Genomic DNA, 25,201 nt, shown 5'->3' with positions numbered 1-25,201 from the left:
CGCATTCGCTCATGGTGGTTGTACGGGGGCCCTGCGGTCCGGCAGGAGGCGTGGCAGGGCCGGGGCCCGCACGCCCGTTACGGCACTTCGTGAGGCGGCCACCATGGGTGAACAGAAACCCCTCGTCCCTGGCGAGGCGTGGAGGGCCGTGGCCACATGTTTCCTCTCCACCTTCGCGCTGCTTGCGCGGCACCGGGTCCGTCTGCCGAAGGAACGGCAGGAGATGCGGCTGCGCTTCGCCGACGGCACCTCGGCCCGGGTGTACCGGGAGACCCGACTCGGCAGCGGCTTGGCGAAGGACCCGTGCACGCTGGTGGTCACCTTCCGGCTGCGCTTGGTCCGTGGGCCCGCACACGCCGTGTTCCGCGCGGAGAGCCTGCTGAACACCCCGCTGTTCGTCGGCTTCCCCGGGTTCACCTCGAAACTGTGGCTGGCCCACGACGAGCATGATCGCTACCGCGGCATGTACGAGTGGGACGGCACGGAGCGCGCCGAGCACTACGCGCGTTCCCTGTGGCGGGTCCTGGCACTGGTCAGCGTGCCTGGTTCGATCAGCTATGCCGTTGTGCCCAGGCTGCGCCGCGACGACGTGATCGCGGATCCTGGGCTGATCGAAAACATTGCGCCGCACGACAGCTCAGCATGGTGGCGCATCCAGGCCGGGACGTGACGACAGTGGTGGACATCCTGGTCGTCGGGGCCGGTACAACCGGCCTCACTTTCGCCTTGGAGGCCCATGACCACGGGGCACGGATCCGGATCATCGAGCGGCGTCCCGAGCCGTTCCGGCCCTCCCGTGCGCTGATCCTGCACCCCCGCACTCTGGAAGTCCTGCGCCCACTCGGCGTCACCGACGCCCTGCTGGAGCTGGCGGACCCCGCCCCAGCAATCGACCTCCATCTCGGCTCCCGCGTCGTCGAGACCAGACTCGCGGACCTCGCGCTGCCCGACACGGCGTTCCCCCATCTGTCGCTCATGCGGCAGATGGACGTCGAACGAGTGCTGACGCGGGCACTCGCCGGCCGCGGGGTGACGGTGGAACGGGGCACAGAACTGACCACTGCCCGCGACTACGGGCACAGCGTGCGGGCTGTGCTGCGATCGCGGCACGGCATCGAGGAGATCCGCTGCCCCTTCGTTGTCGGCTGCGACGGCCCGGCCAGTACCGTGCGGGCCTGTGCCGGCATCGGATGGCACGGCAAGCCCTACGCCGAAGAGGTGGTCCTCGCCGACCTCGACCTCGGCGGCATCTCCGAGCGCTCCGGTGCCGAGGTGTTCGCGGGGCGCCAAGGGCTGTTGTTCCTCTTCCCGCTCGGCGAGCAGGCCACCTGGCGGCTGCTGGCCACGCGGGCGTCCACCGACGGGGCCGGCCAGAACTTCGGCCAACCTGGATCCGCCGTCCCGCTGGCCGAGCTCCAGCACCTCCTCAACGACGCGGGGCTTCGGGCCCGGATCGAGCGTCTCGCGTGGTCCGCGCGGGTGCCGCTGCAATGCGGCCTCGCCGGGCGGTTCCGCCGGGGGCGGCTCTTCCTCGCGGGGGACGCGGCGCACAACTACTCACCGGCCACCGGCCAGGGCATGAACGCCGGTATCCAGGACGCGGTGAACCTCGGCTGGAAGCTCGGCTTCGCGGCGAGCGGCTCCAGGGGTGAGTCCGCGGACGGGCGCGGTACCGAAGTGCTGCTCGACTCCTACGACAGGGAGCGCAGAGCGGCTGCCCACCGACGGCTGATCCTCACACACACGGCGTTCTGGGCGGAGGCGTCGACCGGCCGGATCCCTTCATGGTTGCGCGCGGTGGCCGCTCCGCTCACGGCCCCGGCCATACCCGCCCTCCTGCACCGGCGACGGCTGGTCGCCGAGGCCATCCGTCTCATCTCCCAGCTGCGGGTGAACTACCGGCGCAGCCCCCTGTCTGTGGAGGGAACACCGCCCCTGCGTGGCGCTCCCCACTCAGGAGACCGCCTGCCGGACGCGACCGTCAGCGTCGAAGGACCTCCCAGGCGGCTGCACGAACTGCTGGCCCGCCCGGGTGTGCACCTGCTGCTGCAGTGCGAGGCCGACCCGCCGCCGGACGCCGTGCCCGGTCCCCTGGTTACCGTCCTCCGGCTGACGAACAGCCCCGGTCGCGGGCTGGTGGCCGTCCGTCCGGACGGGCATGTCGGCTTCCGTTGCGGGACCGCCGACCCGGCCGGGCTGACCGGCTGGCTCTCATTGATCGGCGCAGCGGCATCTCCGCCCGTCCGGCCATGAACACCGGGCGTCGGGGCCCCACACCCCGGCCCGGGAGTCCGACGGTCCTGAGGAGCCCAACGAGCTGATGTCCCCGGTTGCCCTGCCGTACTCCCAGAGCGACGGTGGAGAGAACCGGCCGAGTCAGCCAGGGAGTGGGTGACCATGCGAGCACTCGTCTACCACGGCCCCGGGCAGATCTCCTGGGACACGGTCACGGATCCGGCCATCGAGGACCCTGCCGACGCCGTCGTGCGCGTCGACGCCACCACCGTCTGCGGCACCGATCTGCACATCCTGCGTGGAGACCTGCCCGAGGTGAAGCCGGGGACGGTCCTCGGCCACGAGGCCGTCGGCGAGGTCATGGAGGTCGGCGGCGACGTCCACCACCTGCGTCCCGGGGACCAGGTGATCGTGTCGTCCGTCTCGGCCTGCGGCCACTGTCCGGCGTGCCGTGACACCACGCGCGGACAGTGCCGCGAGGGCGGTGGATGGATTCTGGGGAATCTGATCAACGGAACCCAGGCGGAGTTCGTGCGGGTCCCCTTCGCCGACTTTTCCACCCACCGACGGCCCTCCTCCCTCCCGCTCGATGACGCCGTCCTGCTCGCCGAGGTCCTCCCCACGGCCTACGAAGTCGGCGTGCGAAACGGACACGTGGGCCCGGGAGACACCCTCGTCGTAGTGGGCGCGGGTCCCGTCGGGCTCGCCTGCGTCGTCGCCGCGCGGCTCTACTCGCCCCGCCGGATCATCGTGGTGGACCTGTCCTCCGCCCGGCTGGAAGCCGCCGCCCGTATAGGGCCCGATGCCGCCGAACTACCGGGGAAGGTGATCGCCGAACTGTCCGAGGGACCGGGGGCCGACGTGGTCATCGAGGCATCGGGGGAACCGGACGGCTTCGTCCTGTGCACCCGCGCCGTCCGCGCAGGGGGGCACATCGCCAACATCGGCACACACGGCAAACCGGTCACACTGCATCTCGAATCCCTGTGGCGCAAGAACGTGACGATCAGTACCGGCCAGGTGGACACATACTCCATACCGTGGCTGCTGGAGCTGGTGAGGTTCGGACACCTGCACGTCTCACAGCTGGTCACCCACACCTTCGGACTCGATCGGATGGAGGACGCCTACGAGGTGTTCTCGCACGGCACCACCACGGGCGCTCTCAAAGTCGTGCTGCACCGCGAGTGAACCGACCGGCCGACAGAGGTCCGAACGGGTCGGTCGGCCCCTTGTTCCGGGCCGTTCGGCCCTACAACCTGCCGATGAGCGGCGGTTCTATGGAATTGAGCCGAGGGCCACAAGGAGACACGGCGAAGCGGAGTGAAACCGCGCACCGTGCAATTCGGGCCCGCAAGAAGTGGGCGGCCCCCGGCTCCATGAACGCCGGCAGAGAGCCGCCGCCCGTCCCATCGGGCCGCCTCCTCCGGTCGAAGTGCGGCCGACGCCGTGCTCGGCGACTCTGGAGATCAGGGCAGTGCCGGGAGGAGCACCCATGCACTGGGAAACCATCCGCAAGGACACCGCACCGGTCGTGCCGCCCTGTCTCACCGACTACGACCGGGCTTGCTCCGCCTTCACCTGGTCGCAGGCGCGCAGCGCGCTGGCCGGGCTGCCCGACGGTGGGGTCAACATGGCCCACGAGGCGGTCGACCGGCACGCGGCCTCGGACCACGCGGACAAGGTCGCGCTGCGGTGCGTCGCCCGTGACGACTCCGTCTCGACCGTCACCTATGCGGAACTGGCCCGCCGTACGGCCCGCTTCGCGAACGTCCTGCGCTCCCTCGGCGTCGGGCACGGGGACCACGTGTTCACCTTGCTCGGCCGCTGTCCTGAGCTATACACCGCGGTGCTGGGCACGTTGAAGAACACCAGCGTGCTCTGCCCGCTCTTCTCCGCCTTCGGCCCGGACCCGGTGGAGCAGCGGCTCAGGCTCGGCGACGCACAGGTCCTGGTCACCACCGCGGCCCTCTACCGGCGCAAGGTCGCCGAGCGCCGAGCGTCGGTTCCCGGGCTGAAGCACATCCTGATCGTCGGACCCGGCGCGGATGACCTGCCCGGCACCGCGTCCTTCGACGAGCTGATGTCCGCCGCCCCGGACACCTTCACCGTCCCGCCGACCTCGCCCGACGACATGGCCCTGCTGCACTTCACCAGCGGAACCACCGGCACCCCGAAGGGCGCGGTCCACGTCCATGAGGCCGTCGTCGCCCACCACGCCACGGCCGCGTACGCGCTCGACCTGCACCCCGAGGACGTGTACTGGTGCACCGCCGACCCCGGCTGGGTCACCGGCATGTCGTACGGAATCATCGCCCCGCTCATCCACGGCGTGACGTTGGTCGTCGACCAGGGCGACTACGACGCCCGGCGCTGGTACCGAACCCTCGGGGAACAGCGAGTCAGCGTCTGGTACACCGCCCCCACGGCCCTGCGCATGCTCATGCGTGCCACCCCGCGACATGGCCCGTACGACCTGCCGCGCTCCTACGACCTGTCGGCCCTGCGCTTCATCGCCTCCGTCGGCGAGCCCCTCAACCCGGAGGCCGTCGTCTGGGGCCGGGACGTGCTGGGCCTGCCGGTGCACGACAACTGGTGGCAGACGGAGACCGGCTGCATCATGATCGCGAACTTCGCGGCCTGCGAGATCCGGCCCGGCTCGATGGGACGTCCGCTGCCCGGCGTCGACGCGACCGTGCTGAAGCAGGGCGAGGACGGCCGTGCACTGGTCACCGACGGCAGGGTCACTCAGGTGCAAAGCCCTGGCGTCGAGGGCGAGTTGGCGCTGCGACCGGGATGGCCGTCGATGTTCCGCGGCTATCTGCACGACAAGGAGCGCTACGACGCCGCGTTCGCGGACGGCTGGTACCTGACCGGAGACCTGGTCCGCCGGGACACGGACGGCTGGTACTGGTTCGTGGGGCGGGCCGACGACGTCATCAAGTCGGCGGGGCATCTGATCGGCCCGTTCGAGGTGGAAAGCGCGCTGATGGAGCACCCGTCGGTGGCCGAGGCCGGGGTGATCGGACGGCCGGACCCGGTCGCCGGGAACGTCGTCAAGGCGTTCGTATCGCTGCGCCCCGGTGTCGAGCCGACTTCGGATCTGGAGCGGGAGCTGCTGGCCTTCGGCCGCCGCAAGCTGGGCCCCGCCGTCGCGCCGAGGGAGATCGCGTTCGACCAGGACCTGCCCAAGACCCGCAGCGGGAAGGTGATGCGCCGCTTGCTGCGTGCGCGTGAACTCGGCCTGCCGACGGGCGACCTGTCGACCTTGGAGGGATCGGCATGAGCGCGGCCCGCCCCACCCGCACACGGAAGGACTCGGCGGCACCGAGGTCCGCCAAGAGAACCGCGACGGCCAATCGGAACGCGAGCACCGCATCTCCCGCCGGGCGAGGGGCCGCCGGACACCGGACGGGCCAGCTGGAGGCGATGCTGCGCATCCGGCGCTTCGAGGAGCGATGCGTCGAGCTGTACAGCGCCGCGAAGATCCGCGGCTTCGTCCACCTCTACATCGGCGAGGAGGCCGTCGCCGTCGGCGTCAACCAGGTACTGACACCCGAGGACGCGGTCGTCTCCACGTACCGCGAACACGGCCACGCCCTGGCTCGCGGGATCACGGCCGAGGCCGTCATGGCCGAGATGTACGGCAGGACCACCGGGTGCAGCGGCGGCCGGGGCGGATCCATGCACCTGTTCGACGCGAGCCGCCGCTTCTACGGCGGCAACGCGATCGTCGCCGGCGGGCTCCCCTTGGCCGCCGGTCTCGCCCTCGCCGACCACATGAGCGGACAGGCCAATGTCACCTGCTGCTTCTTCGGCGACGGAGCCTTCGCCGAGGGCGAGTTCCACGAGACCGCGAACCTGGCGGCCCTGTGGAAGCTGCCCCTGTTGCTCGTCTGCGAGAACAACCTCTACGCCATGGGCACGGCCCTGGAGCGGCACGAGGCACAGACCGACCTGGCCATGCGCGCCGCCTCCTACGGCATGGTCGCCTGGGCCGTGGACGGCATGGACGTCGAAGCCGTCGAACATGCCGCCAGGCGGGCCGTCGAGGGCATCCGGGCCGGCACTGGACCGCACTTCCTGGAACTGCGCACCTACCGCTTCCGTGCTCACTCCATGTACGACCCGGACCGGTATCGCGAGAAGGGGGAGATCGAGCAGTGGAAGTCCCGGGACCCGATCAGCCTTCTCATGGACCGCATGCGCGAGAACGGTGAGCTGGGTGACAAGCAACTCGCCCGGATCGAGCAGCGGATCACCGACGAGATCGACCACGCCGTCGAAGCGGCCGAACAGGCACCCGAGGAGCCGGTCGAGCACCTGCTCCGCCACGTCACCAGTTCCTCGGCGAAGGCGGTGAGTTGACCATGGGCGCCGGCGGAACGCAAGAGGCCAAGACGACATACCGCGAGGCGATGCGCGAGGCGCTCCGGGAGGCCCTGCGCTCCGACGACCGTGTCTTCCTCATGGGCGAGGACGTGGGCCGTTACGGCGGATGCTTCGGCGTCAGCCTCGGCCTGCTGGAGGAGTTCGGACCCGAACGCGTCCGTGACACCCCGCTGTCGGAGTCCGCGTTCGTGGGCGCCGGCATCGGCGCCGCCCTGGCCGGGCTGCGGCCCATCGGGTGATCGACCTGCGCACGCTCCGTCCCCTCGACGACGCGGCCATCACCGCTTCCGTGGCCCGTACTCACCGTGCGGTGGTCATCGACGAGGCATGGCGTACGGGAAGCCTCTCCGCCGAGGTGTCCGCCCGCATCGCCGAAGGGTCGTTCTACGACCTTGACGCACCCGTCGAGCGGGTGTGCAGCGCCGAGGTGCCCATGCCGTACGCCCGGCAGTTGGAGGAGGCCGCCCTGCCGCAGACCGCCGACATCGTCGCGGCCGTCCAACGGGCGGTGCACTGATCATGGCCGAGTTCACCATGCCGTCCCTCGGCGCGGACATGGACGAGGGCACGCTCCTGGAATGGCTGGTGGGGCCCGGTGACCTCGTGCACAAGGGCGATCCGGTCGCGGTCGTCGAAACCGCGAAGTCGACGATCGAGGTGGAGTGCTTCGAAACCGGGACCATGACGGAGCTAATCGTCGAGCCCGGCACGACGGTGCCGGTGGGCACGCCGCTCGCGCTCATTGGGCCGACGGCGGAGAAGCCAGGGGAACCGGAAGGAGCGGGAAAGCCGCAAGAAGCCCGGAAACCTGGGAAGGTCAGGAAGCCCGAAGGCCCCACGGAAGCCGAGAAGGCGGCGGAGCGACGACTTGTCCGCCACGTACCGAAGAAAGGCGAGCCCTCCGAGGCCCCATCCCCGCCACCCGAACCCGCCCCGGTCCTGGTGTCGGCGCCGTCCGCCGCTCGGGAGCGCGGCCACATCGAGGCGGGCCCCTTGGTCCGGCACCTCGCGGAGCAGAGCGGCGTCGACCTGGAGACGCTGCACGGCTCCGGACCAGGAGGCCGCGTCACCCGCACCGATGTCGAGGAAGCGGCGGCCGCCCGAGCCACTGCTCGGCCGCCACGCGTGCGGGCCACCCCGCTCGCCCGGCGGCTCGCCGCCGAACTGGGCGTCGATCTGGCCACAGTGACGGGGACGGGCAGGGAGTCGGTCGTCCGTGCCGCGGACGTACGCCAGGCAGCCCCGGGCCCGGCGGGGGCCGCCGGGCCCGCGTACGCGGGCGCCCCCGCGGTACGTCCTTCCGCGGTACGGCCTTCTGCCGCCCGTCCTTCCGACCACCGGGCGGCGGCCATGCGCCAGGCGATCGCCGGCCTGGTGACCCGCGCCAACCGGGACATCCCCCACTACTACCTCTCCACGACCGCGGACATGGCCGCCGCGATGGCCTGGCTGCACGAGCACAACCGGCGCAGCCCGGTCGGTGAACGGCTGCTCCCCGCGGCCCTGTTGCTCAAGGCGGCGGCCCTGGCGGCCAGTGAGGTCCCGGAGTTCAACGGCTTCTGGACCGATGACCACTTCATGGCAGGCGAAGGCGTCCACCTCGGCGTGGCCGTGTCCCTGCGCGGCGGAGGGCTCGTCGCCCCCGCGCTGCATCACGCCGACACACTGACACTCACCCAACTGATGAGCGCCCTGAAGGATCTGGTCACCCGGGCCCGCACAGGCAGGCTGCGTGGTTCCGAGGTGTCCGACGCCACGATCACGGTCACCAACCTCGGCGACCAGGGCGTGGAAACCGTCTTCGGTGTGATCTACCCGCCGCAGGTGGCCCTGGTCGGCTTCGGGCGGGTGGCCGACCGGCCGTGCGCCGTCGACGGCCTGCTGGGCGTGCGACCCGTGGTCACGGCGACCCTCTCGGCCGACCACCGGGCGACAGACGGTGCCGTCGGTGCTCGCTACCTCACGGCGGTCGCCCGCCTCCTGCAGAACCCGGAGCAGTTGTGAACATGGACCGAACCGATGCACTGGACATGGTCAGGGAATCGATCTCCTCCGTCATCCCCAACGCCGATGTCGCCGCGCTGGAACCCGACGACGCGTTCCGTGACGTGCTGGAGATGGATTCTCTGGACTTCCTGAGTTTTGTCGAGGTCCTCAGCGAACGGTCCGGCGTGCGCATCGAGGACGAGGACACGCCCCGGCTCACCACGCTGTCCGGCAGCGCCGACTTCCTCGTCGCCCACACCCGGTGACGTGCGCCCGTGGATGCCACGGCCGCAGGGAACAACGGAACAGCCGCCCGCGGTGGGCGCCGCCCCCACCGCGGCTGCTGTGCACAGTGAACGACCGACGCGGATGGAGGAAGTGGGAAGTCCGGAGCGGCGTACAGTCGCGCCTTGGCGTCAGTGGTGATTGTCTCGGGGCCTCCGGGCCGCGTCCGTGACCGGCGTCGCTTGGTGGGCCCGATTCCCCGGGTGCCTGCTTGAGGTGCTTTGTCAGGCGCGCGGGGTGCAAAGGGCAAGGATGGCCATGTCGTCGTGGCCGTCGCTGGGGGGACCTCTACGTCGCCGAGCGGCGCGACGGGCAGCCCTTCGACGTCCACGACGAAGCCCTCATCGTCGCACTCGCCGGCGCCGCGCCATCGTCACCACCCCGTTCTCCACGGCGACCTCGACAGCGCGCGGATCCAGCACATACTGACCCACCACGGACTCGACCTCGGCCCGGATCTCGGCATCGTCCCGGATCAGCGCCCGCAGCAGATCTCGCCGACTCACCACACCGACCAGCCGACCGCGATGTTCGGTCACAGGCAGCCGCTTCAGCCGCGCGTGAGCGGCGGTCCACGCGGCATCCGCCACTTGCTCCGCCGGGTGGACGGTGACCGGAGGGAAGGTCATCAAGGTGGACGCCGTGTCCCCGTGGCTCTTCTCGTACAGGCGGTGCTGCCGCAGCCTGCCGACAGGTCCGTGCCGGTGCGGTTCCGCCATGACGGCGGCCTTGGCCAGGAGATCCGACTCCGAGACGACACCGATCACGTGGTCGTCGGCGTCGACCACCGGCACGGCGCTCAACTGCTCGCGGGCGAGGGTGTGGGCCACGTCCAGGAACGGCATGTCGCCGGGGACGGAGACCGCCGGAACCTGCAGAGGCCCGTGAGGAGGCCCGTCCGGTACGGGCGCGCACGGCCGAGCATGTGCTGCGTGCCGCCGAGGGCGAGGCGGCGGCTTTGCGCGCTGCGGCCGAGCGCGAGGCAACCGCCGTACGCGAACGTAACCGGACCCGGACGTCCCCACTCGCCGATCGTGTGCTCGCACTAGTGCTGGAGGACCTCGTGGCGGAGAAGGAATCGCCACCCGCACCGGCACCTCACACGGCTCCGGGACGCGGAAGGCGCCAGGAGGGTGGTCCGTGATGGGAGCCGGATGGGTGGCCGGTGTGACCCGGGCACGGGCTCTGCGGACCAGGTGCCTGGGCGCGGACGGCATCCGGAACGTGGCCGGGTCCCCGACGCTGGATGACGCCTTGCGCTACTTGGCGGCCACCGCGTACCGGCACGACGTCACCCCCGGCGCCACCCCGGCCGAGGCCCAGCGTGCGGTCTCGGCGACTCTGCTGTGGCATCTGCGGGTCCTCGCCGGCTGGCAACCGGCCACCGGCACCGATGCCATCCGGGCACTGGCCGCCGGATTCGAGATCTCCAACACCGAACACCACCTGCGCTCCCTCTCGGCCGAAACCCCCAGCCCCGCCCCGGTCGAACCGCGGCATGCGGGTATGGAACGCCTCCACCCCCCGCCCTACCGCCTGGGCGCGCTGGCGATCGCCTGGACGCGACTCGCCCGCACCCGTACGCCGTCGGAGCTGCGTTCCGCGCTGGCGGCCTCCGTCTGGGGCGACCCCGGGGGCGACTCCCCGGCCGCGGTCGCCACCGGCATGCGGGTCTCCGCCGCCCTACGGCTCGCGACCGCCGTTCCCGACGCGGCTCGATGGGCGGCGGCCCGGCTCGCCCTGCTGTTCGGCCGTGAGGTGTTCGTCGTCGGCCGCCGGATGCCGGACGTCTCCGCCCGTCGGGCGGCCCGCCTGCTCGGCCCGCGAGCGGTGAGGGCGGGGTCGTACGCCGACTTCCGGCAGGCGCTGCCGGCCACGGCGCAGTGGCTGCTGAAGGACATCGACGAGGCGGCGGACGTGTGGCGGGCGGAGGGACGGTGGTGGGAGGCGGTCGAGCGGGACGGCCGGGAACTGCTGCGCCGGTCCCACTTCGGGCCGCAGCCGGTGGTGGGGGCCGTGGCGCTGCTGTCCGCGGATGCGTGGCAGACCCGCGGCGCGCTGGAACTGGCCGCCCGGGGCGGCGGACCCGGGGACTGGTCCGCGGAGGTGCTCGATGCTCCGGGCTGAGGCGGCGGTCCCGGTCCGGATGCGCAGGGTGGCCATCGTGGCCCCCGAGCAGGCGCTGAGGGAGAGCCTGGTGCGAATCGCCGGGGCGGGCTGCGTCGAGATCGACCTGGCCGGGGACGGCGGGCCGGATGTCCGCGGGCCGGCGGCGACCCACCTGCAGCGGCTGCGCGCCGAGCCGGCACAACCCGTTCTCAGCGAGGCTGCGCCCGATCTGGACGCCTTGGAGCGCGAGGGCCGGACGGACCTGCTGGCGGGTGAGGCGCAGTTGGAGGAACGGCTCGGCAGCGCGGTCCGGCACGGTGCGATCGCGGCACTGGCCGGCTGGTGCCCCGAGACGGCGGTGGGCGCCACGGCGGCGCGCATCGCCCGTGCCGGGGGCGCGCTGGTGCCGCTGCGGACCCCGCGCGGTGTCGATCCACCGACCTTGCTGACCGGAACGGGCACGGTTCCCCCGGGGTATGCGGCGACGACCGTGCGGCGTTCGTTCACACCCCTGGTCACGACGTACGGAACCGTGCCCTACGCCGACCTCGACCCCACGATGGCGGCCGGGATCGTCTACGTGGTGATGTTCGGCCTGATGTTCGGCGACGCCGGGCACGGGCTGCTGCTGGTCGCCATCGCACTCCTGCTCCGGGCGGGACGGCCTCGCCGGCTCGCAGCGCTGCGTCCGCTGTGGCCCTTCGTCGCCGGGGCCGGGCTGGCCGCCACCGTGGCCGGTGTGGCGTACGGCGAGTTCTTCGGCCCGACCGGGGTGCTGCCGGTGCTGTGGCTGGAACCGTTGGAGGAGCCCATGCGACTGCTGGTCGCCGCCGTCGGGCTCGGCGCCGTGCTGCTCGCCGTCGCCTACGCCGCGGGGATCGTGAACCGGTGGCGGGAGGGCGGACCGGCGGCGGCCCTGTACGCGACGACCGGCATCGCCGGGGCGGCGCTCTACCTCGGTCTCGCCGTCATCGCCGGGTATGTGTGGCTCGGCCAGGCGGCGTACGGCGTCGTGGGGGCCGCGATCACCGTCGTCGGCCTGGCTCTGGCCGGGGTGGGGCTGTACGCGACCACGGCGGGCGGTCCGGGCGGCGCCGTACAGACCGGCATCCAGCTCTTCGACGCGGTGGTGCGGATCGGCTCCAACGTCGTCTCCTTCGCACGGCTCGCGGCCTTCGGCCTCACTCATGCGGCGCTCGGCGCGATCGTCTGGGACGGCACAACGGCGCTGGCGGGCCGGGGCCCGGTGGCCGTCGTCGCGGCGGTGCTCGTCTTCCTGCTCGGCAATGCCCTGGCCTTCTCACTGGAGGCGCTGGTGGCGGGTGTCCAGGCGCTGCGGCTGGAGTTCTACGAACTGTTCTCCCGGCTCTTCGAGGGCGAGGGCCGCCCCTTCAGGCCCTGGCACCTGCCCGTGGAGCACATCGCGGTTTCAGCCACTGCCGCCGCGCCGCCCGTAACAGCGGAGCCTGTCCGACAAGGCCCGGCGAGGGAGGAGTAATCGTGATCGCCTGGTTCCTGGCCCTGCCCGTCATCGTCGCGGGATTCGTCGCCGTACGCCTTGTGCTGCGGCGCTCGGGCCGCACGGCCCTGTGGTGGATGGTCGCCGCCGACGCCGTGCTCCTGGTGGCCGCCACCGTGGTGCTGGCCCTGGCGCTCAGCGGCGGATCCGCGCAGGCCGCGACCACGACGGCACAGGAGTCCGGCTCCGGATCCGCCGCCCTGATCGGCGCCGCGATCGCGGTGGCCGGGGCGACGATCGGGGCGGGCATCGCCGTCGCCTACACCGGTGCGGCAGCCCTCGCGGCGCTCAGCGAGCGGCCAGAACTCTTCGGCCGGGCGATGGTCATCGTCGGCCTGGCCGAGGGCATCGCCATCTACGGGCTGGTCGTCGCGGTCATCCTCATCGGGAAGGCGTGACCCATGGGCACCGTCGCCGCCATCGGAGAACGCGCCCGTGTGGCCGGTCTGGCCCTGGCCGGAGCGGCCGTCCTCATCGCCGACGGCCCCGACGACGTACGCCGGATCTGGCACAGCCTGCCGGACGGCATCGACCTGGTGATCCTCACCCCCACTGCGGCCGAGGCCCTGGAGTCGGATTCCGCGGCGGTCGGAGGCCGCCGCCCGCTGACCGCCGTGATGCCGCCATGACGACCCCGGCCCCCGACCAGACGACGGACGCACTGCGGCCCGTCCGGGAAGAGCTGCTGCGGGCCGCTCACGCCGATGCGGAAGCGCTCCTCGCCCGCACCGAGCGGGAGGCCGCAGCCCTGCTCGACCAGGCCCGCGCCGAGGCCCGAGCGATCCTCGACGAGGCCCGCGGGCAGGGCGAGTCCGACGGCGCGGATGCCGCCCGTGACCTCCTCGTCAGGGCTCGGCGGGAGGCCAGGTCCCGCACCCTCGCCGCCCGCCGGGAGTCGTACGACGAGCTGCGCCGCAAGGCCGCCGAACGCGTACGGGAGTTGCGCGGGACCGATGGCTTCGCGTCCCTGCGGGAGCGGCTGGAGCACCGGGCCCGTGTCCTCCTCGGTGCCGGCGCCGAGGTGAGCGAGCACGCCGACGGGGGTGTGGTGGCCCGGATGCCGGGGAGGCGGGTCGACCTCTCGCTGACCGCGCTGGCCGACCGCGCGCTGGACCGTATGGGAGCGGAGGTGCGGAGCCTGTGGGAGCCGTGACGGAAGCCGCTGAGACGCGTCGACGGCCGACCGACCGGCAGTCGGCCTCCCGGATCCTGCGCGTCACCGGACCGCTGGTCGAGATGGAGTACACGAGCGGCATCGCGATGTACGACCTGGTCTCGATAGGCCCCGCCGGGCTGCCCGGCGAGGTCGTGGCCATCAGCGGTGACGTGGTCACCGTCCAGGCGTACGAGTACACCGGCGGCCTCACTCCGGGGCAGACGGCGCTGCCCCAGGGCCGTCCGCTGTCGGTGCGGCTCGGTCCGGAGCTGCTCGGCGGGATCTTCGACGGCCTGCTGCGCCCCCTGTCCGGGGCCGGCGACTGGCTGCTGACCGGCGCGCAGCGGGCCGCAGCCGAGGAACGCCGCTGGTCCTTCTCCCCCTTGGTGGCGCAGGGCGAGCAGGTGACCGAGGGGCAGGCGCTCGGAGAGATCCGCAACGCGGGACCCCTGCGGGTGAAGGTCCTCGCGCCACCGGGCGGCGGGGGCACAGTCGAGGAGATCGCCGAGGCTGGGGACCACCCGCGGGACGCCATGGTGGCTGCGGTGGGCGGCACCGACGTGACCGTCGGCGCCCTGTGGCCGGTGCGGCGCCCTCGCCCGGTGCGGGAGCGCGTCGACAGCCACGAGGCACTGAACACCGGCCAGCGGGTGATCGACCTGCTCTTCCCAGTGGCCCGGGGCAGCACGGTGGCGGTGCCCGGTGGCTTCGGCACCGGCAAGACGGTGCTGCTGCAGCAGATCGCCAAGTGGTGCGACGCGGACGTCATCGTCTACGTCGGCTGCGGGGAGCGCGGCAACGAGATGGCCGACGTCATCACCGAGTTGTCGGAGCTCCAGGACCCGCGCACGGGCGGGCGCCTCGCGGACCGCACCGTAACGATCGCCAACACCTCCAACATGCCGATGATGGCCCGCGAGGCGAGCGTGTACACAGGGATGACGGTCGCCGAGTACTTCCGGGACATGGGCCTGGGTGTGGTCGTCATCGCCGACTCGACCTCCCGGTGGGCCGAGGCGCTGCGCGAGTTCGCCTCCCGTACCGGCGCGCTGCCCGCCGAGGAGGGTTACCCGGCCGGGCTGGCCTCCGCCATCGCGGCCTTCTACGAGCGGGCCGCCGCCGTGACCACTCTCGGCGGCGACCAGGGCTCGGTGACCGTGATCGGCGCGGTGTCCCCGCCGGGCGGGGACATGACCGAACCGGTGACCGCGCACACCGAACGCTTCGTCCGCTGCCTATGGACCCTCGACCGCGACCTCGCCTACGCCCGCCACTACCCGGCGGTCTCCTGGGCCGGGTCCTTCTCCCGGGACGTCCCGGTCCTGGCCGCCGGGCACCGGGCGGCCGGAGATCCGGCGTGGAACCGGCGCCGCGACCGCGTGGGAGCCGTGCTGGCGGAGGCCGACCGGCTGGCCGATCTCGTGGATCTGATCGGGATCGCCGCCCTGCCCGCGCGGGAGCGGATCAGTGTGCTCGCGGGGAGGCTGATCCGGGAGGGCGTGCTGCAGCAGAGCGCGCTGTCGGAGCGGGACGCGTATTGCGGCGCGGAGAAGACGGCCGCGCTGGCCGACGCCGTCCTGGCGGTCGCCGATCGCTGCCGCGAGCTGGTGGACTCCGGTGTCCCGGCGGCCTCGGTCGAGGAGGTCGACTTCGGTCCGCTGCTGCGCGCCCGCGAGGACACCGGTCCGCACGACGCTGCCGGGGTGGCGGCGCGGCGGGACACCATGCTGGCCAGGCTGGGGGCGGTGCGCCCATGAACCCGTCGGGATCCTTGAGCCTGTCCGGTGCGATCGAGTACACGGCGGTGCGTGAACTCCGGGGACCACTCGCGATCGTCGCAGGCGTCTCGGGGATCGGCTGGGACGAGTACGTACGCATCACCCTCGCCTCGGGCGAACGGCGCCACGGCGTGGTCCTGGACGCCGACCGCGACCTGGCGGTCGTCCAGGTGCTGGAGGGCACCGCGGGCATGGACCCGGAGGGCGTCCGCGCGGCGTTCTCGGGCAGCCCGCTGCGCGTCCCGGTCGGCACGGACTGGCTCGGCCGCGTCTGCAACGGCCGGGGCGAGCCCCTCGACGGCGGCCCGCCCGTATTCGGCTCCCACGCCGCCGAGGTGGGGGGCGCTCCCATCAACCCGGTGCGGCGCGAGCCCCCGTCCGAGCCGGTGCTCACCGGTGTCGGGGCCATCGACGCCCTGACCACGCTGGTACGGGGGCAGAAGCTACCGGTGTTCTCCGTCGCCGGGCTGCCGCACCTGGAACTGGCCGCCCAGATCGCCGCCCAGGCCACTGCCGCAGGTGAGGCGTTCAGCGTCGTCTTCGCGGGCATGGGACTGACCCACGCCGACGCCTCCTTCGTCGGCGCCGCCCTGGAGGAACGGTCGGCGGCCGGGGAACTGGTCGTGCTGCTGAACACCGCCGACGACCCGGTGATCGAGCGGATCCTCACCCCGCGGATCGCGCTCACCGTCGCCGAGCACCTCGCCTTCGCCGAAGGACGGCACGTCCTCGTGGTGATGACCGACATGACCGCGTACGCCGAAGCCCTGCGCGAGGTCTCCGCCGCCCGCGGGGAGATCCCAGCCCGCCGCGCCTACCCCGGCTACCTCTACAGCGACCTGGCCTCCCTGTACGAACGCTGCGGACGCATCCGAGGACGGCCCGGCTCGGTCACCGTGCTGCCGGTCCTCACCATGCCCGCGGGCGACATCACCCACCCCGTGCCGGATCTGACCGGGTACATCACCGAGGGCCAGATCGTGCTCTCGCCCTCAGTACATGCCAGGGGCGTGTATCCGCCGCTGGACGCCCTGTCCTCCCTCTCCCGGCTGATGCGCAAGGGCGCCGGCCCCGGACGTACCCGCGACGACCACCTCGACGTCGCGGCGCAGCTGCTGGCCTCCTTGGCCCGGGCCCGGCAGATTCGCGATCTCGCGGACCTGGTCGGCCAGGCGACGCTGAGCCCCACCGACCGCCGCTACCTGGACTTCGAGGAGGCGTTCCTGAGGGACTTCGCCGACCAGCGCAGCGACGAACCTCGCGGCCTCGACGCCTCGCTGGAACGCGGCTGGCGGGCCCTGCTCACCCTGCCCCGCAGCCAGCTCTCCATGCTCCCCGTCTCCCTCCTCGACGCCCACGGGGCGAAGGACGCCCCGGGCGCGGAGGCGTCCCGATGACCGGCGCCCGCTCTGCGCCGCCCGGTCGTGCGGGACGCCTGCGCCTACGGCACAGCCTCGACGTCGCCGAGCGCGGAGCCGACCTGCTGGAACAGAAGCTGCGTATCCTCCGCTCCGAGCACCAGCGGCTGCTACGCGCCGAGGAGGCAGCCGGGCGGGCCTGGCGGGACCTCCTGTCCGAGGCCGAGAGCTGGCTGCTGCGCGGACTGCTCCTGGGCGGGGAACAGGCCCTCGACTCGGCCGCAGCAGGCATCGGCCCCGCCGAGGTCACGGTGAACTGGACCACCTCCATGGGAGTACGCCATCCGGCGGCGGTCTCCACATCCGTACCCTCCCGTCCGCCCACCGCCGCCGCTCCCACCAACACGGCCCTCGTGCACGCCGAGGCGGCCTACGGCCGTGCCGTGCGCGCCGCAGCCGAGTACGCGGCGGCCCACGCCACCGCCGAGCTGGTAGGCGCGGAGGTCAGCAGCACCCGGCACCGGGTCCGTGCCCTGCGGCGCCACTGGATCCCCCGCCTGCGGGAGGCCCTGGACCGGAGTGACCTGGCCTTGGAGCAGGCCGAGCACGAGGACAGCGTCCGGCGGCGCTGGGCTGCTCGGCAGTAGCCGACGGGATCTCCAGACCGTGGACGACGCATCGGGAGGTGACCATCATGAAGCGGATACAGGTGGTCAGGTGCTCCCGAACTCCGCGGCAGCCGGAGCCCCCCGACCGTCGGACGCCGTCTGGGCGTCTCCTTCCTTACTGAGGACTGTCCTTACGGAGGACAGTCCTCGGCCTCCAGCCACCTCACCTGACGAGTACGTGCTCTCCGGAGGAGGGTGCCACAGCGGTCCCGCGGGAGGGTTCGGTCGATGCAGTCGCGCACCGCCGGTGGCCCGCACACGACTGCGGTGTGTTGTTCGGCCCGGCGGCGAGGACGTGCGGTGCCCTCGGCCCGGCGGTGCAGGAGAGCGCACCGCACGTTGGGGCCGAACGACCCCCGCCCGGGTCCGGGCGGCCCGTAGCGCCTCCCGTGGCCCGCGCCCACGCTGGGAATGACAGCCCCACGGCTTCCGGAGGGGAACGATGACAGTCAGCCCGGCCACCGCGGTCCTGGACAGGAACGGCCTCGACGCCCTCATCAAGACCCTGACGACTCAGGGACGCACGGTCGTCGGTCCGACCGTGCGGGACGGCGCTGTGGTGCTGGCCGAGCTCGACTCGGCCGACCAGTTGCCCTTCGGCTGGGGCACCCGAGTCGAGGCGGGTCACTACCGTCTCGTCCCCCGTGAGGACGGCGCCGCATTCGCGCACACCACGGGCCCGCAGTCCTGGAAGACGTTCCTGCACCCGCAGCGGGAGAAGCTGTGGAGCGCCGACCGTACGGCCGACGGACACCTCTCCGTCACGGCGGAGCGGCCGGAGCAGCCGTCGTACGCCTTCCTGGGCGTGCGCCCCTGTGACCTGCGCGCGATCGCGATCCAGGACCGGGTTCTGACCGGAGGCCGCTACCAGGACAGCGGCTACCGGGAGCGACGAGAGGGAGCGTTCCTGATCGCCGCCGAGTGCACCGAACCGGGAGCCACCTGCTTCTGCGTCTCCATGGGCAGCGGCCCGGCAGCCGACACAGGCTTCGATCTCGCGCTGACCGAGATCGTGGACGAGGCCGGGCACCGCTTCCTGATACGTGTCGGCAGCGAGGCCGGGAGCGACGTACTCGCCCGCATCCCCCACCACCCGGCCGACCCCGAGACGGAAACGGCGGCCCGCAACGCGGTGGACGCCGCCCGGGACCGGATGGGCCGAGCCATGCCGCCCGTGAGCCTGCGCGCCCTGATGGGCGAGAGCCTGGAGGCCGAGCGGTGGGACGACGTCGCCGACCGCTGTCTGACCTGCGGTAACTGCACCATGGTCTGCCCCACCTGCTTCTGCACCACCACCGAGGAGGTCACCGACCTCACCGGCGACCACGCCGAGCGCTGGCAGCGCTGGGACTCGTGCTTCGACCTGGACTTCTCCTACCTCCACGGCGGCCCGGTGCGCTCCTCGCCGCGCGGTCGCTACCGGCAGTGGCTCACCCACAAGCTCTCCACCTGGCACGAGCAGTTCGACAGCACCGGCTGCGTGGGCTGCGGGCGCTGCATCGCGTGGTGCCCCGTCGGCATCGACATCACCGAGGAAGCCTCTGCGCTGCACGACGAGCTCGAAACCCGGCTGCGACGGCAGGAGCACGAGAAGACACAGGAGCAAGGGGAGAAGGAGCGATGACGTCTCTCACCATGATGACCACGGTCCTCCCGGCCGAGCACCGCGAGCGGCTGATGGGAATTGCCCGCGAGGTCTCCTTCGAGGCGGGCACCCGCCTGTTCGACGAGGGCCGGCGGGCCGACCGGTTCTGGGTCGTCCGGACCGGCGTCGTCGCCCTCGACCTGCACGTACCCGGTCGCCGGGCGGCCGTCATCGAGACACTCGGACACGGCGAACTGGTCGGCTGGTCCTGGCACTTCCCGCCCTACGTATGGCAACTGGGCGCCGAGGCCACGCATCCGGTACGAGCCTGGGAGTTCGACGCGGCAACGGTACGGGCGATGTGCGCGGGCGACCCCGAGTTCGGCCGCACGATCGCGTTCTGGGTCGGCCAGGTGCTCGCCCACCGGCTGCACGCGGCCCGCACCCGGCTGCTCGACCTGTACGCCCCCTACGGCAGCGGCGGCCGGCCATGACCGACATCCCCGTGCCGTACCAGGTGACCCAGGTGCACGGCGAGACGGCCGACACGGTGACCCTCACTCTCGCACCGGCGGGCCCGGCGACGCTCGCGCTCTTCGGCCCTGGGCAGTTCGCCATGGTGTACGCCTTCGGGGTCGGCGAGATCCCCGTCTCGGTGTCCCGCATCGACCGCTACGGACTCGTCCACACGGTCCGCTCCGTCGGGGCGGTGTCGGCCGCGCTGTGCGCGCTCCGGCCAGGCGCCCAGGTCGGGTTGCGCGGACCGTTCGGCACCGGCTGGGAGCTGGAACGGGCGCACGGGCAGGACGTCCTGGTCGTCGCGGGCGGCATCGGTCTGGCCCCGCTGCGCCCGCTCGTGCTCGACGCACTGGCCGCCCCGCACGCGTACGGGCGGCTGAATCTCCTGGCCGGCGCCCGCACTCCGGACGATGTCCTCTATGCCCGCCAGGTGCACGCCTGGACGACGGCCCACAGCCCGCTGCACTGCGCGATCACCGTCGACCGACCGGCCCCCGCCTGGCGCGGCCGCGTCGGCGTCGTCACCTCCCTGCTGAACGACGCCCGGTTCGACCCGCACAACACCACGGCCTTCATCTGCGGCCCCGAGGCGATGATCCGCGCGACAGCCCGCGACCTGCTCCACCGCGGCCTGCCTGCCCACCGGATCCGGGTCTCACTGGAGCGCAACATGCGCTGCGCCACCGGGCACTGCGGCCACTGCCAGCTGGGCGGTGTCCTGCTGTGCCGGGACGGCCCGGTGATCGGCTGGGACCGGGCGGAATCCCTGCTCTTGGTACGGGAGTTGTGACATGACCGGACCCGTGCACACACCCGCACACGCGCACACGCTCGCGGTGTTCAAGCTGGCGTCCTGCGACGGCTGCCAGCTCACCCTCCTCGACTGCGAGGACGAACTCCTCGCCCTCGCCGGGCGCATCGACATCGCCCACTTCCTGGAGGCGTCGAGTGACGTGCGGCCGGGCCCGTACGACCTCACACTCGTCGAAGGGTCGATCACCACGTCCGCCGACGCGCAGCGGATACGGGAGATCCGCGCGCAGTCCCGCTTCCTGGTGACCATCGGCGCGTGCGCCACCGCCGGGGGCATCCAGGCCCTGCGGAACTTCGCAGACGTGGAGGAGTTCCGCCGCACCGTCTACGCCCGCCCCGACTACATCGACACCCTCGCCACCTCAACCCCTGTCGCGGCCCACATCGACGTGGACTTCGAACTGCGCGGCTGCCCGCAAACCCGACGTCCCGAACCACAGCGTCTGCTTCGAGTGCAAACGCCGCGGCACGGTCTGCGTCACCGTCGCACACGGCACGCCCTGCCTCGGCCCGGTGACGCACGCCGGGTGCGGGGCGCTCTGCCCGGCGTACGGACGCGGCTGCTACGGCTGCTTCGGGCCGTCCGGCTCGGTCAACCTGCCCGCACTCATCCCGCTGCTGCACCGCGACGGCATGGACGACCGCGACACGGAACGCTTCCTGCGCACCTTCAACGTCGCGGCCTTCGCACAGACCGAGGAGGAGACGTGACCCACCGAGGCTCCCGCGTCCTGCACGTCGGCTCACTCGCCCGTGTCGAGGGCGAGGGCGCCCTGCATCTGCGCGTCGACGGCGGCAGAGTCGAGGAGGCCCGGCTGCGGATCTACGAACCGCCACGGTTCTTCGAGGCGTTCCTGCGCGGCCGGGCGCACACCGAACCGCCCGACATCACCGCCCGCGTCTGCGGGATCTGCCCGGTGGCCTACCAGCTGAGCGCGTGCGCGGCGATCGAGGACGCCTGCGGTGTCTCCGTCGGCCAGGGCATCCGCGACCTGCGCAGGCTGCTGTACTGCGGCGAGTGGATCGAGAGCCAGGCGCTGCACATCTACCTCCTGCACGCCCCCGACTTCCTCGGCTGCGACAGCGCGATCGACCTCGCCCGCACCCACCGCTCCCATGTGGAGCGGGGCCTGCGACTCAAGCAGGCGGGCAACGCGATCCTCGAACTCCTCGGCGGTCGCGCGATCCACCCCGTCAACGTCCGCGTCGGCGGCTTCCACCGGGCACCCACGCCCGCCGAACTGCGCCCGCTGGCCGAACAGTTGCGCCGTGCCGCCGACGACGCCTGGCAGACCGTGCACTGGGTCGCGGGCTTTCGACTTCCCCGACGCGGAGGTCGACGCAGACCTCTTCGCACTGGCTGCCCCGGGCACGTACGCCATCGAGACCGGGACCCCGACGGTGCTGCGCACCGACGGCACCACCGCTGCCTTCCCCCTCGGTGAGTTCCTGGCCCACGTCCGCGAGGAACATCTGCCCCACTCCACCGCCCTGCACTCCCGCCTCGACGGACGCCGTCATCTCACCGGCTCCCTGGCCCGGTTCGCGATCAGCGGGAGGCGGCTCTCGGTCACTGCGCTGGCGGCGGCCCGCGAGGCAGGGCTCGGCGACCCCCGTAACGGGGCCGTCTGCCGCAACCCTTACCGCTCGATCCTCGTCCGGGCCGTGGAGACGGTGTACGCGGTGGACGAGGCGCTGCGGATCATCGACGCGTACGAGCCCCCGTCTCGTCCGTACATCGAGGTACCGCCCGCCGCGGGCACGGGCCACGGCGCGACCGAGGCACCGCGCGGCCTGCTCTACCACCGCTATCGGCTGGATGCCGAAGGCACCGTCACGGACGCCCGCCTCGTACCGCCCACCGCACAGAACCAGGGCGCGATCGAGGACGACCTGCTCCGCATCGCCCGGGCGGCGATCAGCGAACACGACGCGACCGACGAGGAGTTGACACACCTGTGCGAGCGGGCCATCCGCAACCACGACCCGTGCATTTCCTGCGCCACCCACTTCCTCGACCTCACCGTCGACCGCACATGACCACCCGAGGAGGAGACCATGCACGGCAGCCCGCACAGCATGAGCGATGTGATGACGCGCACCGTCGTGGCCGTCAGTCGCGACGCCGCGTTCAAGGAGATCGTCAGGACCATGGATAAGTGGAAGGTCTGCACCGTTCCGGTGCTGGTGGGCGAGGGCCGGGTGATCGGCATCGTCTCCGAGGCCGATCTGCTGCCGAAGGAGGAGTTCCGCGACAGCGACCCCGACCTCCCCCAGTCCCGGCTCCGCTCGCCCGGGGGACCCCCATCACCCAGCTGCGCAAGCTCTCCGACCTGGCGAAGGCGGGGGCGGTGACCACCGTGGAGCTGATGACCTCGCCGACCGTCACCATCCACGGTGACGCCACTCTCGCCGGCAGGATCGGCGACATCGCGCTGGTGCCGGTGGCCGCCCGCTCGGTGCGTGCCGTCGAGGGTGTCGTCGACGTGCAGTGCCACCTCTCCGGCAGCCCGGCTTCCCCCGACTCCCCGCTTCGGGGGAAGCCCGAGGGACAACCACAGGGGCATCCACAATGAAGTACCTCGACGAGTACCGCGATCCGGCGCTGGCCCGGCAGCTCCTCGCCGAGCTGCGCCGCACCGCGACCGAGCCCTGGCGGATCATGGAGGTCTGCGGCGGCCAGACCCACACGCTGGTCCGGCAGGGCATCGACGAACTGCTGCCCGCAGGCATCCGCATGATCCACGGACCCGGCTGCCCGGTGTGTGTCACCCCGCTGGAGACCCTGGACCGGGCGATGGCCATCGCCGCGCGCCCCGGCGTCATCTTCACCAGCTTCGGCGACATGCTGCGAGTGCCCGGCTCCGACACCGACCTGCTGTCACTTCGGGCGCACGGCGCGGACGTACGGGTCATCTACACGCCGATGGACGCGGTCCGCATCGCCCGGGACCGGCCGGACCGTGAGGTGGTTTTCCTCGCCGTCGGGTTCGAGACCACCGCGCCCGCCAACGCCATGGCCGTGCTGCACGCCGCCCGCCTGGGCCTGCCGAACTTCTCGCTGCTCGTCAGCCACGTCCTCGTACCGCCCGCGATGACCGCCCTGCTCAACGACCCCGACTGCGAGGTACAGGCCTTCCTGGCGGCCGGGCATGTCTGCGCGGTGATGGGCTGGCGCGAGTACGAACCAATCGCCGCCGACCACCGGGTGCCGATCGTGGTCACGGGCTTCGAACCGCTCGACCTCCTGGAGGGCATCCTCATGGCGACGGCCCAGCTGGAGCATGGACGCTGCGAGGTCGAGAACCAGTACCTGCGGGCGGTGCGCCGCTCCGGCAACACCGAGGCGCAGGACGCGATCGCCCGGGTCTTCCGCGTCACCGACCGGGCCTGGCGCGGCATCGGCACCCTGCCCGACAGCGGCCTCGAACTGGCCGACGCGTATCAGCGGTTCGACGCCGCCGACCGCTTCGATGTCGGCGGCCTGCGACCGGCCGAGGATCCCGAGTGCATCGCCGGCGCCATCCTCACCGGCGCCCGGCTGCCCACCGACTGCACGGCCTACGGCACCCGCTGCACCCCACGTCACCCGCTCGGCGCGCCCATGGTCTCCACCGAGGGCACCTGCGCCGCCTTCCACGCCGCCGGCCGCACGAAGGAAGTGTCGAGGCCATGAACCCCATGAACATCGAGTGTCCCGCTCCCCGTCACGAGGACGAGCTCGTGCTGCTCGGTCACGGCGCCGGAGGGCGTCTGACCGGCGAGCTCCTGGACACCCTCGTGCTACCGGCCCTCGACGGCCAGAGCGGACCGCTGGAGGACGCCGCGCTGCTGCCCGGCCACCCCGACCTGGTGGTCAGCACCGACAGCTTCGTCGTCAGCCCGCTGTTCTTCCCCGGCGGCGACATCGGTTCTCTCGCCGTGCACGGCACGGTCAACGACCTCGCGATGCGCGGCGCCTGGCCGCTCGCCCTGTCAGTCGCTCTCATCGTCGAGGAGGGTCTGCCGCTGTCCGAACTCCGCTCTGTGCTCCAGTCGTTGGGCAAGGCCGCTCGCGCGGCCGACGTCCCCGTCATCACCGGCGACACCAAGGTCGTGGGCCGCGGCGCGGTGGACAAGATCTTCATCAACACCACCGGCATCGGGCAGCGGCACCGGGCGCTGCGCCCGTCCGCCGCGCACGCCCGTCCGGGCGACTCGGTCCTGCTCTCCGGCCCGATCGGGCTGCACGGCACGACCGTGCTCTCCACTCGCGAAGGACTCGGTTTCGAAAGCGACATCGCCTCGGACAGTCAGCCCCTGCACCGCCTGGTACGCGCCCTGGCACCGCTCGACTGCCACGTCCACACCCTGCGCGACCCGACCCGCGGCGGACTCGCCGCGGCGCTCAACGAGATCGCCCGTGACTCCTCCGTCCACGTCGAGATCGACGAAAGCGCCGTCCCGGTGCCGGAAGCCGTGGCCTCCGCGTGCGACCTGCTCGGCCTCGACCCCCTCATCGTCGCCAACGAGGGCTGCCTGGTCGCCTTCCTCGCCCCCTCCGCAACGGACGAGGCACTCGCGGTCATGCGCTCGCTCCCCGAGGGCACGGGCGCCGTACGCATCGGTGAGGTTCTGCGCCATGGGGTGAGCGGCCAGGTGACCCTGCGTACGCTGGTCGGCGCCCGGCGGGTGGTGGAGATGCCACTGGGCGAGCAACTCCCGCGCATCTGCTGAGTGTTGACCCCGCCCGTCGGGCACAACGAGGGAGCCGAGCGCAAGAAGCGAGAGGCGTGCGCGACCGGAAGAACGTACCGGT

Annotated in this window: 21 protein-coding genes and 4 pseudogenes; 24 read left to right on the top strand and 1 reads right to left on the bottom strand. The window is 72.1% G+C overall.

Translation table 11 applies throughout. The features are described 5' to 3' along the window. Positions 1 to 103: 103 nt before the first annotated feature. The 8 genes and pseudogenes from ACTWQR_RS40800 to ACTWQR_RS40765 all read left to right on the top strand — a co-directional run bounded on the left by ACTWQR_RS40800 (position 104) and on the right by ACTWQR_RS40765 (position 8,879). Complete coding sequence (locus ACTWQR_RS40800) at positions 104 to 670, top strand: hypothetical protein (protein ID WP_443232312.1); 567 nt, start codon at positions 104 to 106, stop codon at positions 668 to 670. Next, positions 643 to 2,253, top strand: coding sequence for an FAD-dependent monooxygenase (locus ACTWQR_RS40795; protein ID WP_443232311.1), 1,611 nt, complete (start codon positions 643 to 645; stop codon positions 2,251 to 2,253). The genes ACTWQR_RS40800 and ACTWQR_RS40795 overlap by 28 nt, the downstream gene beginning before the upstream one ends. Before the next feature lie 144 nt (positions 2,254 to 2,397). Next, positions 2,398 to 3,426 carry an alcohol dehydrogenase catalytic domain-containing protein gene (locus tag ACTWQR_RS40790; RefSeq protein ID WP_443232310.1) on the top strand — a complete coding sequence of 343 codons (1,029 nt, stop codon included), beginning with the start codon at positions 2,398 to 2,400 and terminating at the stop codon, positions 3,424 to 3,426. Positions 3,427 to 3,730: 304 nt separating this feature from the next. Beyond that, positions 3,731 to 5,521 (top strand): acetate--CoA ligase, encoded by a 1,791-nt coding sequence (gene acsA / locus ACTWQR_RS40785; protein ID WP_443232309.1) that lies wholly within the window; start codon positions 3,731 to 3,733, stop codon positions 5,519 to 5,521. Continuing rightward, positions 5,518 to 6,603, top strand: coding sequence for a pyruvate dehydrogenase (acetyl-transferring) E1 component subunit alpha (gene pdhA, locus ACTWQR_RS40780; protein ID WP_443232308.1), 1,086 nt, complete (start codon positions 5,518 to 5,520; stop codon positions 6,601 to 6,603). The genes acsA and pdhA overlap by 4 nt, the downstream gene beginning before the upstream one ends. A gap of 2 nt (positions 6,604 to 6,605) precedes the next feature. Then, positions 6,606 to 7,144 (top strand): annotated as a pseudogene (locus tag ACTWQR_RS40775) (transketolase C-terminal domain-containing protein). Between the two features lie 2 nt (positions 7,145 to 7,146). Then, the gene (locus tag ACTWQR_RS40770) at positions 7,147 to 8,631 is read left to right on the top strand and encodes a 2-oxo acid dehydrogenase subunit E2 (RefSeq protein ID WP_443232307.1); all 1,485 of its coding nucleotides are present in this window, start codon (positions 7,147 to 7,149) and stop codon (positions 8,629 to 8,631) included. A gap of 2 nt (positions 8,632 to 8,633) precedes the next feature. Further along, positions 8,634 to 8,879 carry an acyl carrier protein gene (locus ACTWQR_RS40765; protein WP_443232306.1) on the top strand — a complete coding sequence of 82 codons (246 nt, stop codon included), beginning with the start codon at positions 8,634 to 8,636 and terminating at the stop codon, positions 8,877 to 8,879. A 360-nt stretch (positions 8,880 to 9,239) separates the two neighbouring features. Here ACTWQR_RS40765 and ACTWQR_RS40760 read toward each other — a convergent pair whose 3' ends face one another. Further along, a complete protein-coding gene (locus ACTWQR_RS40760) occupies positions 9,240 to 10,115 on the bottom strand; it encodes a CBS domain-containing protein (protein WP_443232305.1) in 876 nt (291 codons plus the stop codon). Between ACTWQR_RS40760 and ACTWQR_RS40755 the strand changes: the two genes are divergently transcribed. The 16 genes and pseudogenes from ACTWQR_RS40755 (at position 10,042) to hypE (ending at position 25,119) form a co-directional block, all read left to right on the top strand. Next, entirely contained in the window at positions 10,042 to 11,025 is a 984-nt protein-coding gene (locus ACTWQR_RS40755) for a V-type ATPase subunit (RefSeq protein ID WP_443232304.1), read from the top strand. The genes ACTWQR_RS40760 and ACTWQR_RS40755 overlap by 74 nt on opposite strands. Next, on the top strand, positions 11,012 to 12,505 hold the full coding sequence (locus ACTWQR_RS40750) for a V-type ATPase 116kDa subunit family protein (protein WP_443232303.1): 1,494 nt from the start codon (positions 11,012 to 11,014) through the stop codon (positions 12,503 to 12,505). Before ACTWQR_RS40755 ends, ACTWQR_RS40750 begins: the two co-directional genes overlap by 14 nt. A gap of 2 nt (positions 12,506 to 12,507) precedes the next feature. Then, positions 12,508 to 12,924 (top strand): ATP synthase subunit C, encoded by a 417-nt coding sequence (locus tag ACTWQR_RS40745; RefSeq protein WP_124443558.1) that lies wholly within the window; start codon positions 12,508 to 12,510, stop codon positions 12,922 to 12,924. Positions 12,925 to 12,927: 3 nt separating this feature from the next. Then, positions 12,928 to 13,155 (top strand): hypothetical protein, encoded by a 228-nt coding sequence (locus ACTWQR_RS40740; RefSeq protein ID WP_443232302.1) that lies wholly within the window; start codon positions 12,928 to 12,930, stop codon positions 13,153 to 13,155. Continuing rightward, positions 13,152 to 13,679 (top strand): hypothetical protein, encoded by a 528-nt coding sequence (locus ACTWQR_RS40735; RefSeq protein WP_443232301.1) that lies wholly within the window; start codon positions 13,152 to 13,154, stop codon positions 13,677 to 13,679. Before ACTWQR_RS40740 ends, ACTWQR_RS40735 begins: the two co-directional genes overlap by 4 nt. Next, entirely contained in the window at positions 13,676 to 15,439 is a 1,764-nt protein-coding gene (locus tag ACTWQR_RS40730) for a V-type ATP synthase subunit A (RefSeq protein ID WP_443232300.1), read from the top strand. Before ACTWQR_RS40735 ends, ACTWQR_RS40730 begins: the two co-directional genes overlap by 4 nt. Beyond that, positions 15,436 to 16,857 carry a V-type ATP synthase subunit B gene (locus ACTWQR_RS40725; RefSeq protein ID WP_443232299.1) on the top strand — a complete coding sequence of 474 codons (1,422 nt, stop codon included), beginning with the start codon at positions 15,436 to 15,438 and terminating at the stop codon, positions 16,855 to 16,857. Before ACTWQR_RS40730 ends, ACTWQR_RS40725 begins: the two co-directional genes overlap by 4 nt. Beyond that, on the top strand, positions 16,854 to 17,465 hold the full coding sequence (locus ACTWQR_RS40720) for a V-type ATP synthase subunit D (RefSeq protein ID WP_443232298.1): 612 nt from the start codon (positions 16,854 to 16,856) through the stop codon (positions 17,463 to 17,465). The genes ACTWQR_RS40725 and ACTWQR_RS40720 overlap by 4 nt, the downstream gene beginning before the upstream one ends. Positions 17,466 to 17,928: 463 nt before the next feature. Beyond that, on the top strand, positions 17,929 to 19,110 hold the full coding sequence (locus ACTWQR_RS40715; protein ID WP_443232297.1) for a 4Fe-4S dicluster domain-containing protein: 1,182 nt from the start codon (positions 17,929 to 17,931) through the stop codon (positions 19,108 to 19,110). Next, the gene (locus tag ACTWQR_RS40710) at positions 19,107 to 19,565 is read left to right on the top strand and encodes a Crp/Fnr family transcriptional regulator (protein ID WP_443232296.1); all 459 of its coding nucleotides are present in this window, start codon (positions 19,107 to 19,109) and stop codon (positions 19,563 to 19,565) included. Before ACTWQR_RS40715 ends, ACTWQR_RS40710 begins: the two co-directional genes overlap by 4 nt. Then, entirely contained in the window at positions 19,562 to 20,380 is an 819-nt protein-coding gene (locus ACTWQR_RS40705) for an FAD/NAD(P)-binding protein (RefSeq protein WP_443232295.1), read from the top strand. Before ACTWQR_RS40710 ends, ACTWQR_RS40705 begins: the two co-directional genes overlap by 4 nt. 1 nt (position 20,381) lies before the next feature. Next, positions 20,382 to 21,114 (top strand): annotated as a pseudogene (locus tag ACTWQR_RS40700) (oxidoreductase). After that, positions 21,111 to 22,443 (top strand): annotated as a pseudogene (locus ACTWQR_RS40695) (Ni/Fe hydrogenase subunit alpha). Before ACTWQR_RS40700 ends, ACTWQR_RS40695 begins: the two co-directional pseudogenes overlap by 4 nt. An 18-nt stretch (positions 22,444 to 22,461) precedes the next feature. Continuing rightward, a pseudogene (locus ACTWQR_RS40690) lies at positions 22,462 to 22,979 on the top strand (CBS domain-containing protein). Then, positions 22,976 to 24,079 carry a hydrogenase formation protein HypD gene (gene hypD / locus ACTWQR_RS40685; protein WP_443232294.1) on the top strand — a complete coding sequence of 368 codons (1,104 nt, stop codon included), beginning with the start codon at positions 22,976 to 22,978 and terminating at the stop codon, positions 24,077 to 24,079. Before ACTWQR_RS40690 ends, hypD begins: the two are co-directional and overlap by 4 nt. Positions 24,080 to 24,084: 5 nt before the next feature. Then, positions 24,085 to 25,119 carry a hydrogenase expression/formation protein HypE gene (gene hypE, locus ACTWQR_RS40680; RefSeq protein WP_443232353.1) on the top strand — a complete coding sequence of 345 codons (1,035 nt, stop codon included), beginning with the start codon at positions 24,085 to 24,087 and terminating at the stop codon, positions 25,117 to 25,119. The last annotated feature ends 82 nt before the right edge of the window (positions 25,120 to 25,201 follow it).

The sequence above is a fragment of the Streptomyces sp. 2A115 genome (genome assembly GCF_052245575.1).
Lineage (GTDB): Bacteria > Actinomycetota > Actinomycetes > Streptomycetales > Streptomycetaceae > Streptomyces.
This window is presented reverse-complemented; position numbering and strand designations above follow the sequence as displayed.

What these genes read in the sequence shown, in the direction of transcription:
- ACTWQR_RS40800 (WP_443232312.1), top strand. Translation starts at nt 104, where the DNA reads ATGGGTGAACAGAAACCCCTCGTCCCTGGCGAGGCGTGGAGGGCCGTG.
- ACTWQR_RS40795 (WP_443232311.1), top strand. Translation starts at nt 643, where the DNA reads ATGGTGGCGCATCCAGGCCGGGACGTGACGACAGTGGTGGACATCCTG.
- ACTWQR_RS40790 (WP_443232310.1), top strand. Translation starts at nt 2,398, where the DNA reads ATGCGAGCACTCGTCTACCACGGCCCCGGGCAGATCTCCTGGGACACG.
- acsA (WP_443232309.1), top strand. Translation starts at nt 3,731, where the DNA reads ATGCACTGGGAAACCATCCGCAAGGACACCGCACCGGTCGTGCCGCCC.
- pdhA (WP_443232308.1), top strand. Translation starts at nt 5,518, where the DNA reads ATGAGCGCGGCCCGCCCCACCCGCACACGGAAGGACTCGGCGGCACCG.
- ACTWQR_RS40770 (WP_443232307.1), top strand. Translation starts at nt 7,147, where the DNA reads ATGGCCGAGTTCACCATGCCGTCCCTCGGCGCGGACATGGACGAGGGC.
- ACTWQR_RS40765 (WP_443232306.1), top strand. Translation starts at nt 8,634, where the DNA reads ATGGACCGAACCGATGCACTGGACATGGTCAGGGAATCGATCTCCTCC.
- ACTWQR_RS40755 (WP_443232304.1), top strand. Translation starts at nt 10,042, where the DNA reads ATGGGAGCCGGATGGGTGGCCGGTGTGACCCGGGCACGGGCTCTGCGG.
- ACTWQR_RS40760 (WP_443232305.1), bottom strand. Translation starts at nt 10,115, where the DNA reads ATGCCGTCCGCGCCCAGGCACCTGGTCCGCAGAGCCCGTGCCCGGGTC.
- ACTWQR_RS40750 (WP_443232303.1), top strand. Translation starts at nt 11,012, where the DNA reads ATGCTCCGGGCTGAGGCGGCGGTCCCGGTCCGGATGCGCAGGGTGGCC.
- ACTWQR_RS40740 (WP_443232302.1), top strand. Translation starts at nt 12,928, where the DNA reads ATGGGCACCGTCGCCGCCATCGGAGAACGCGCCCGTGTGGCCGGTCTG.
- ACTWQR_RS40735 (WP_443232301.1), top strand. Translation starts at nt 13,152, where the DNA reads ATGACGACCCCGGCCCCCGACCAGACGACGGACGCACTGCGGCCCGTC.
- ACTWQR_RS40725 (WP_443232299.1), top strand. Translation starts at nt 15,436, where the DNA reads ATGAACCCGTCGGGATCCTTGAGCCTGTCCGGTGCGATCGAGTACACG.
- ACTWQR_RS40720 (WP_443232298.1), top strand. Translation starts at nt 16,854, where the DNA reads ATGACCGGCGCCCGCTCTGCGCCGCCCGGTCGTGCGGGACGCCTGCGC.
- ACTWQR_RS40715 (WP_443232297.1), top strand. Translation starts at nt 17,929, where the DNA reads ATGACAGTCAGCCCGGCCACCGCGGTCCTGGACAGGAACGGCCTCGAC.
- ACTWQR_RS40710 (WP_443232296.1), top strand. Translation starts at nt 19,107, where the DNA reads ATGACGTCTCTCACCATGATGACCACGGTCCTCCCGGCCGAGCACCGC.
- ACTWQR_RS40705 (WP_443232295.1), top strand. Translation starts at nt 19,562, where the DNA reads ATGACCGACATCCCCGTGCCGTACCAGGTGACCCAGGTGCACGGCGAG.
- hypD (WP_443232294.1), top strand. Translation starts at nt 22,976, where the DNA reads ATGAAGTACCTCGACGAGTACCGCGATCCGGCGCTGGCCCGGCAGCTC.
- hypE (WP_443232353.1), top strand. Translation starts at nt 24,085, where the DNA reads ATGAACATCGAGTGTCCCGCTCCCCGTCACGAGGACGAGCTCGTGCTG.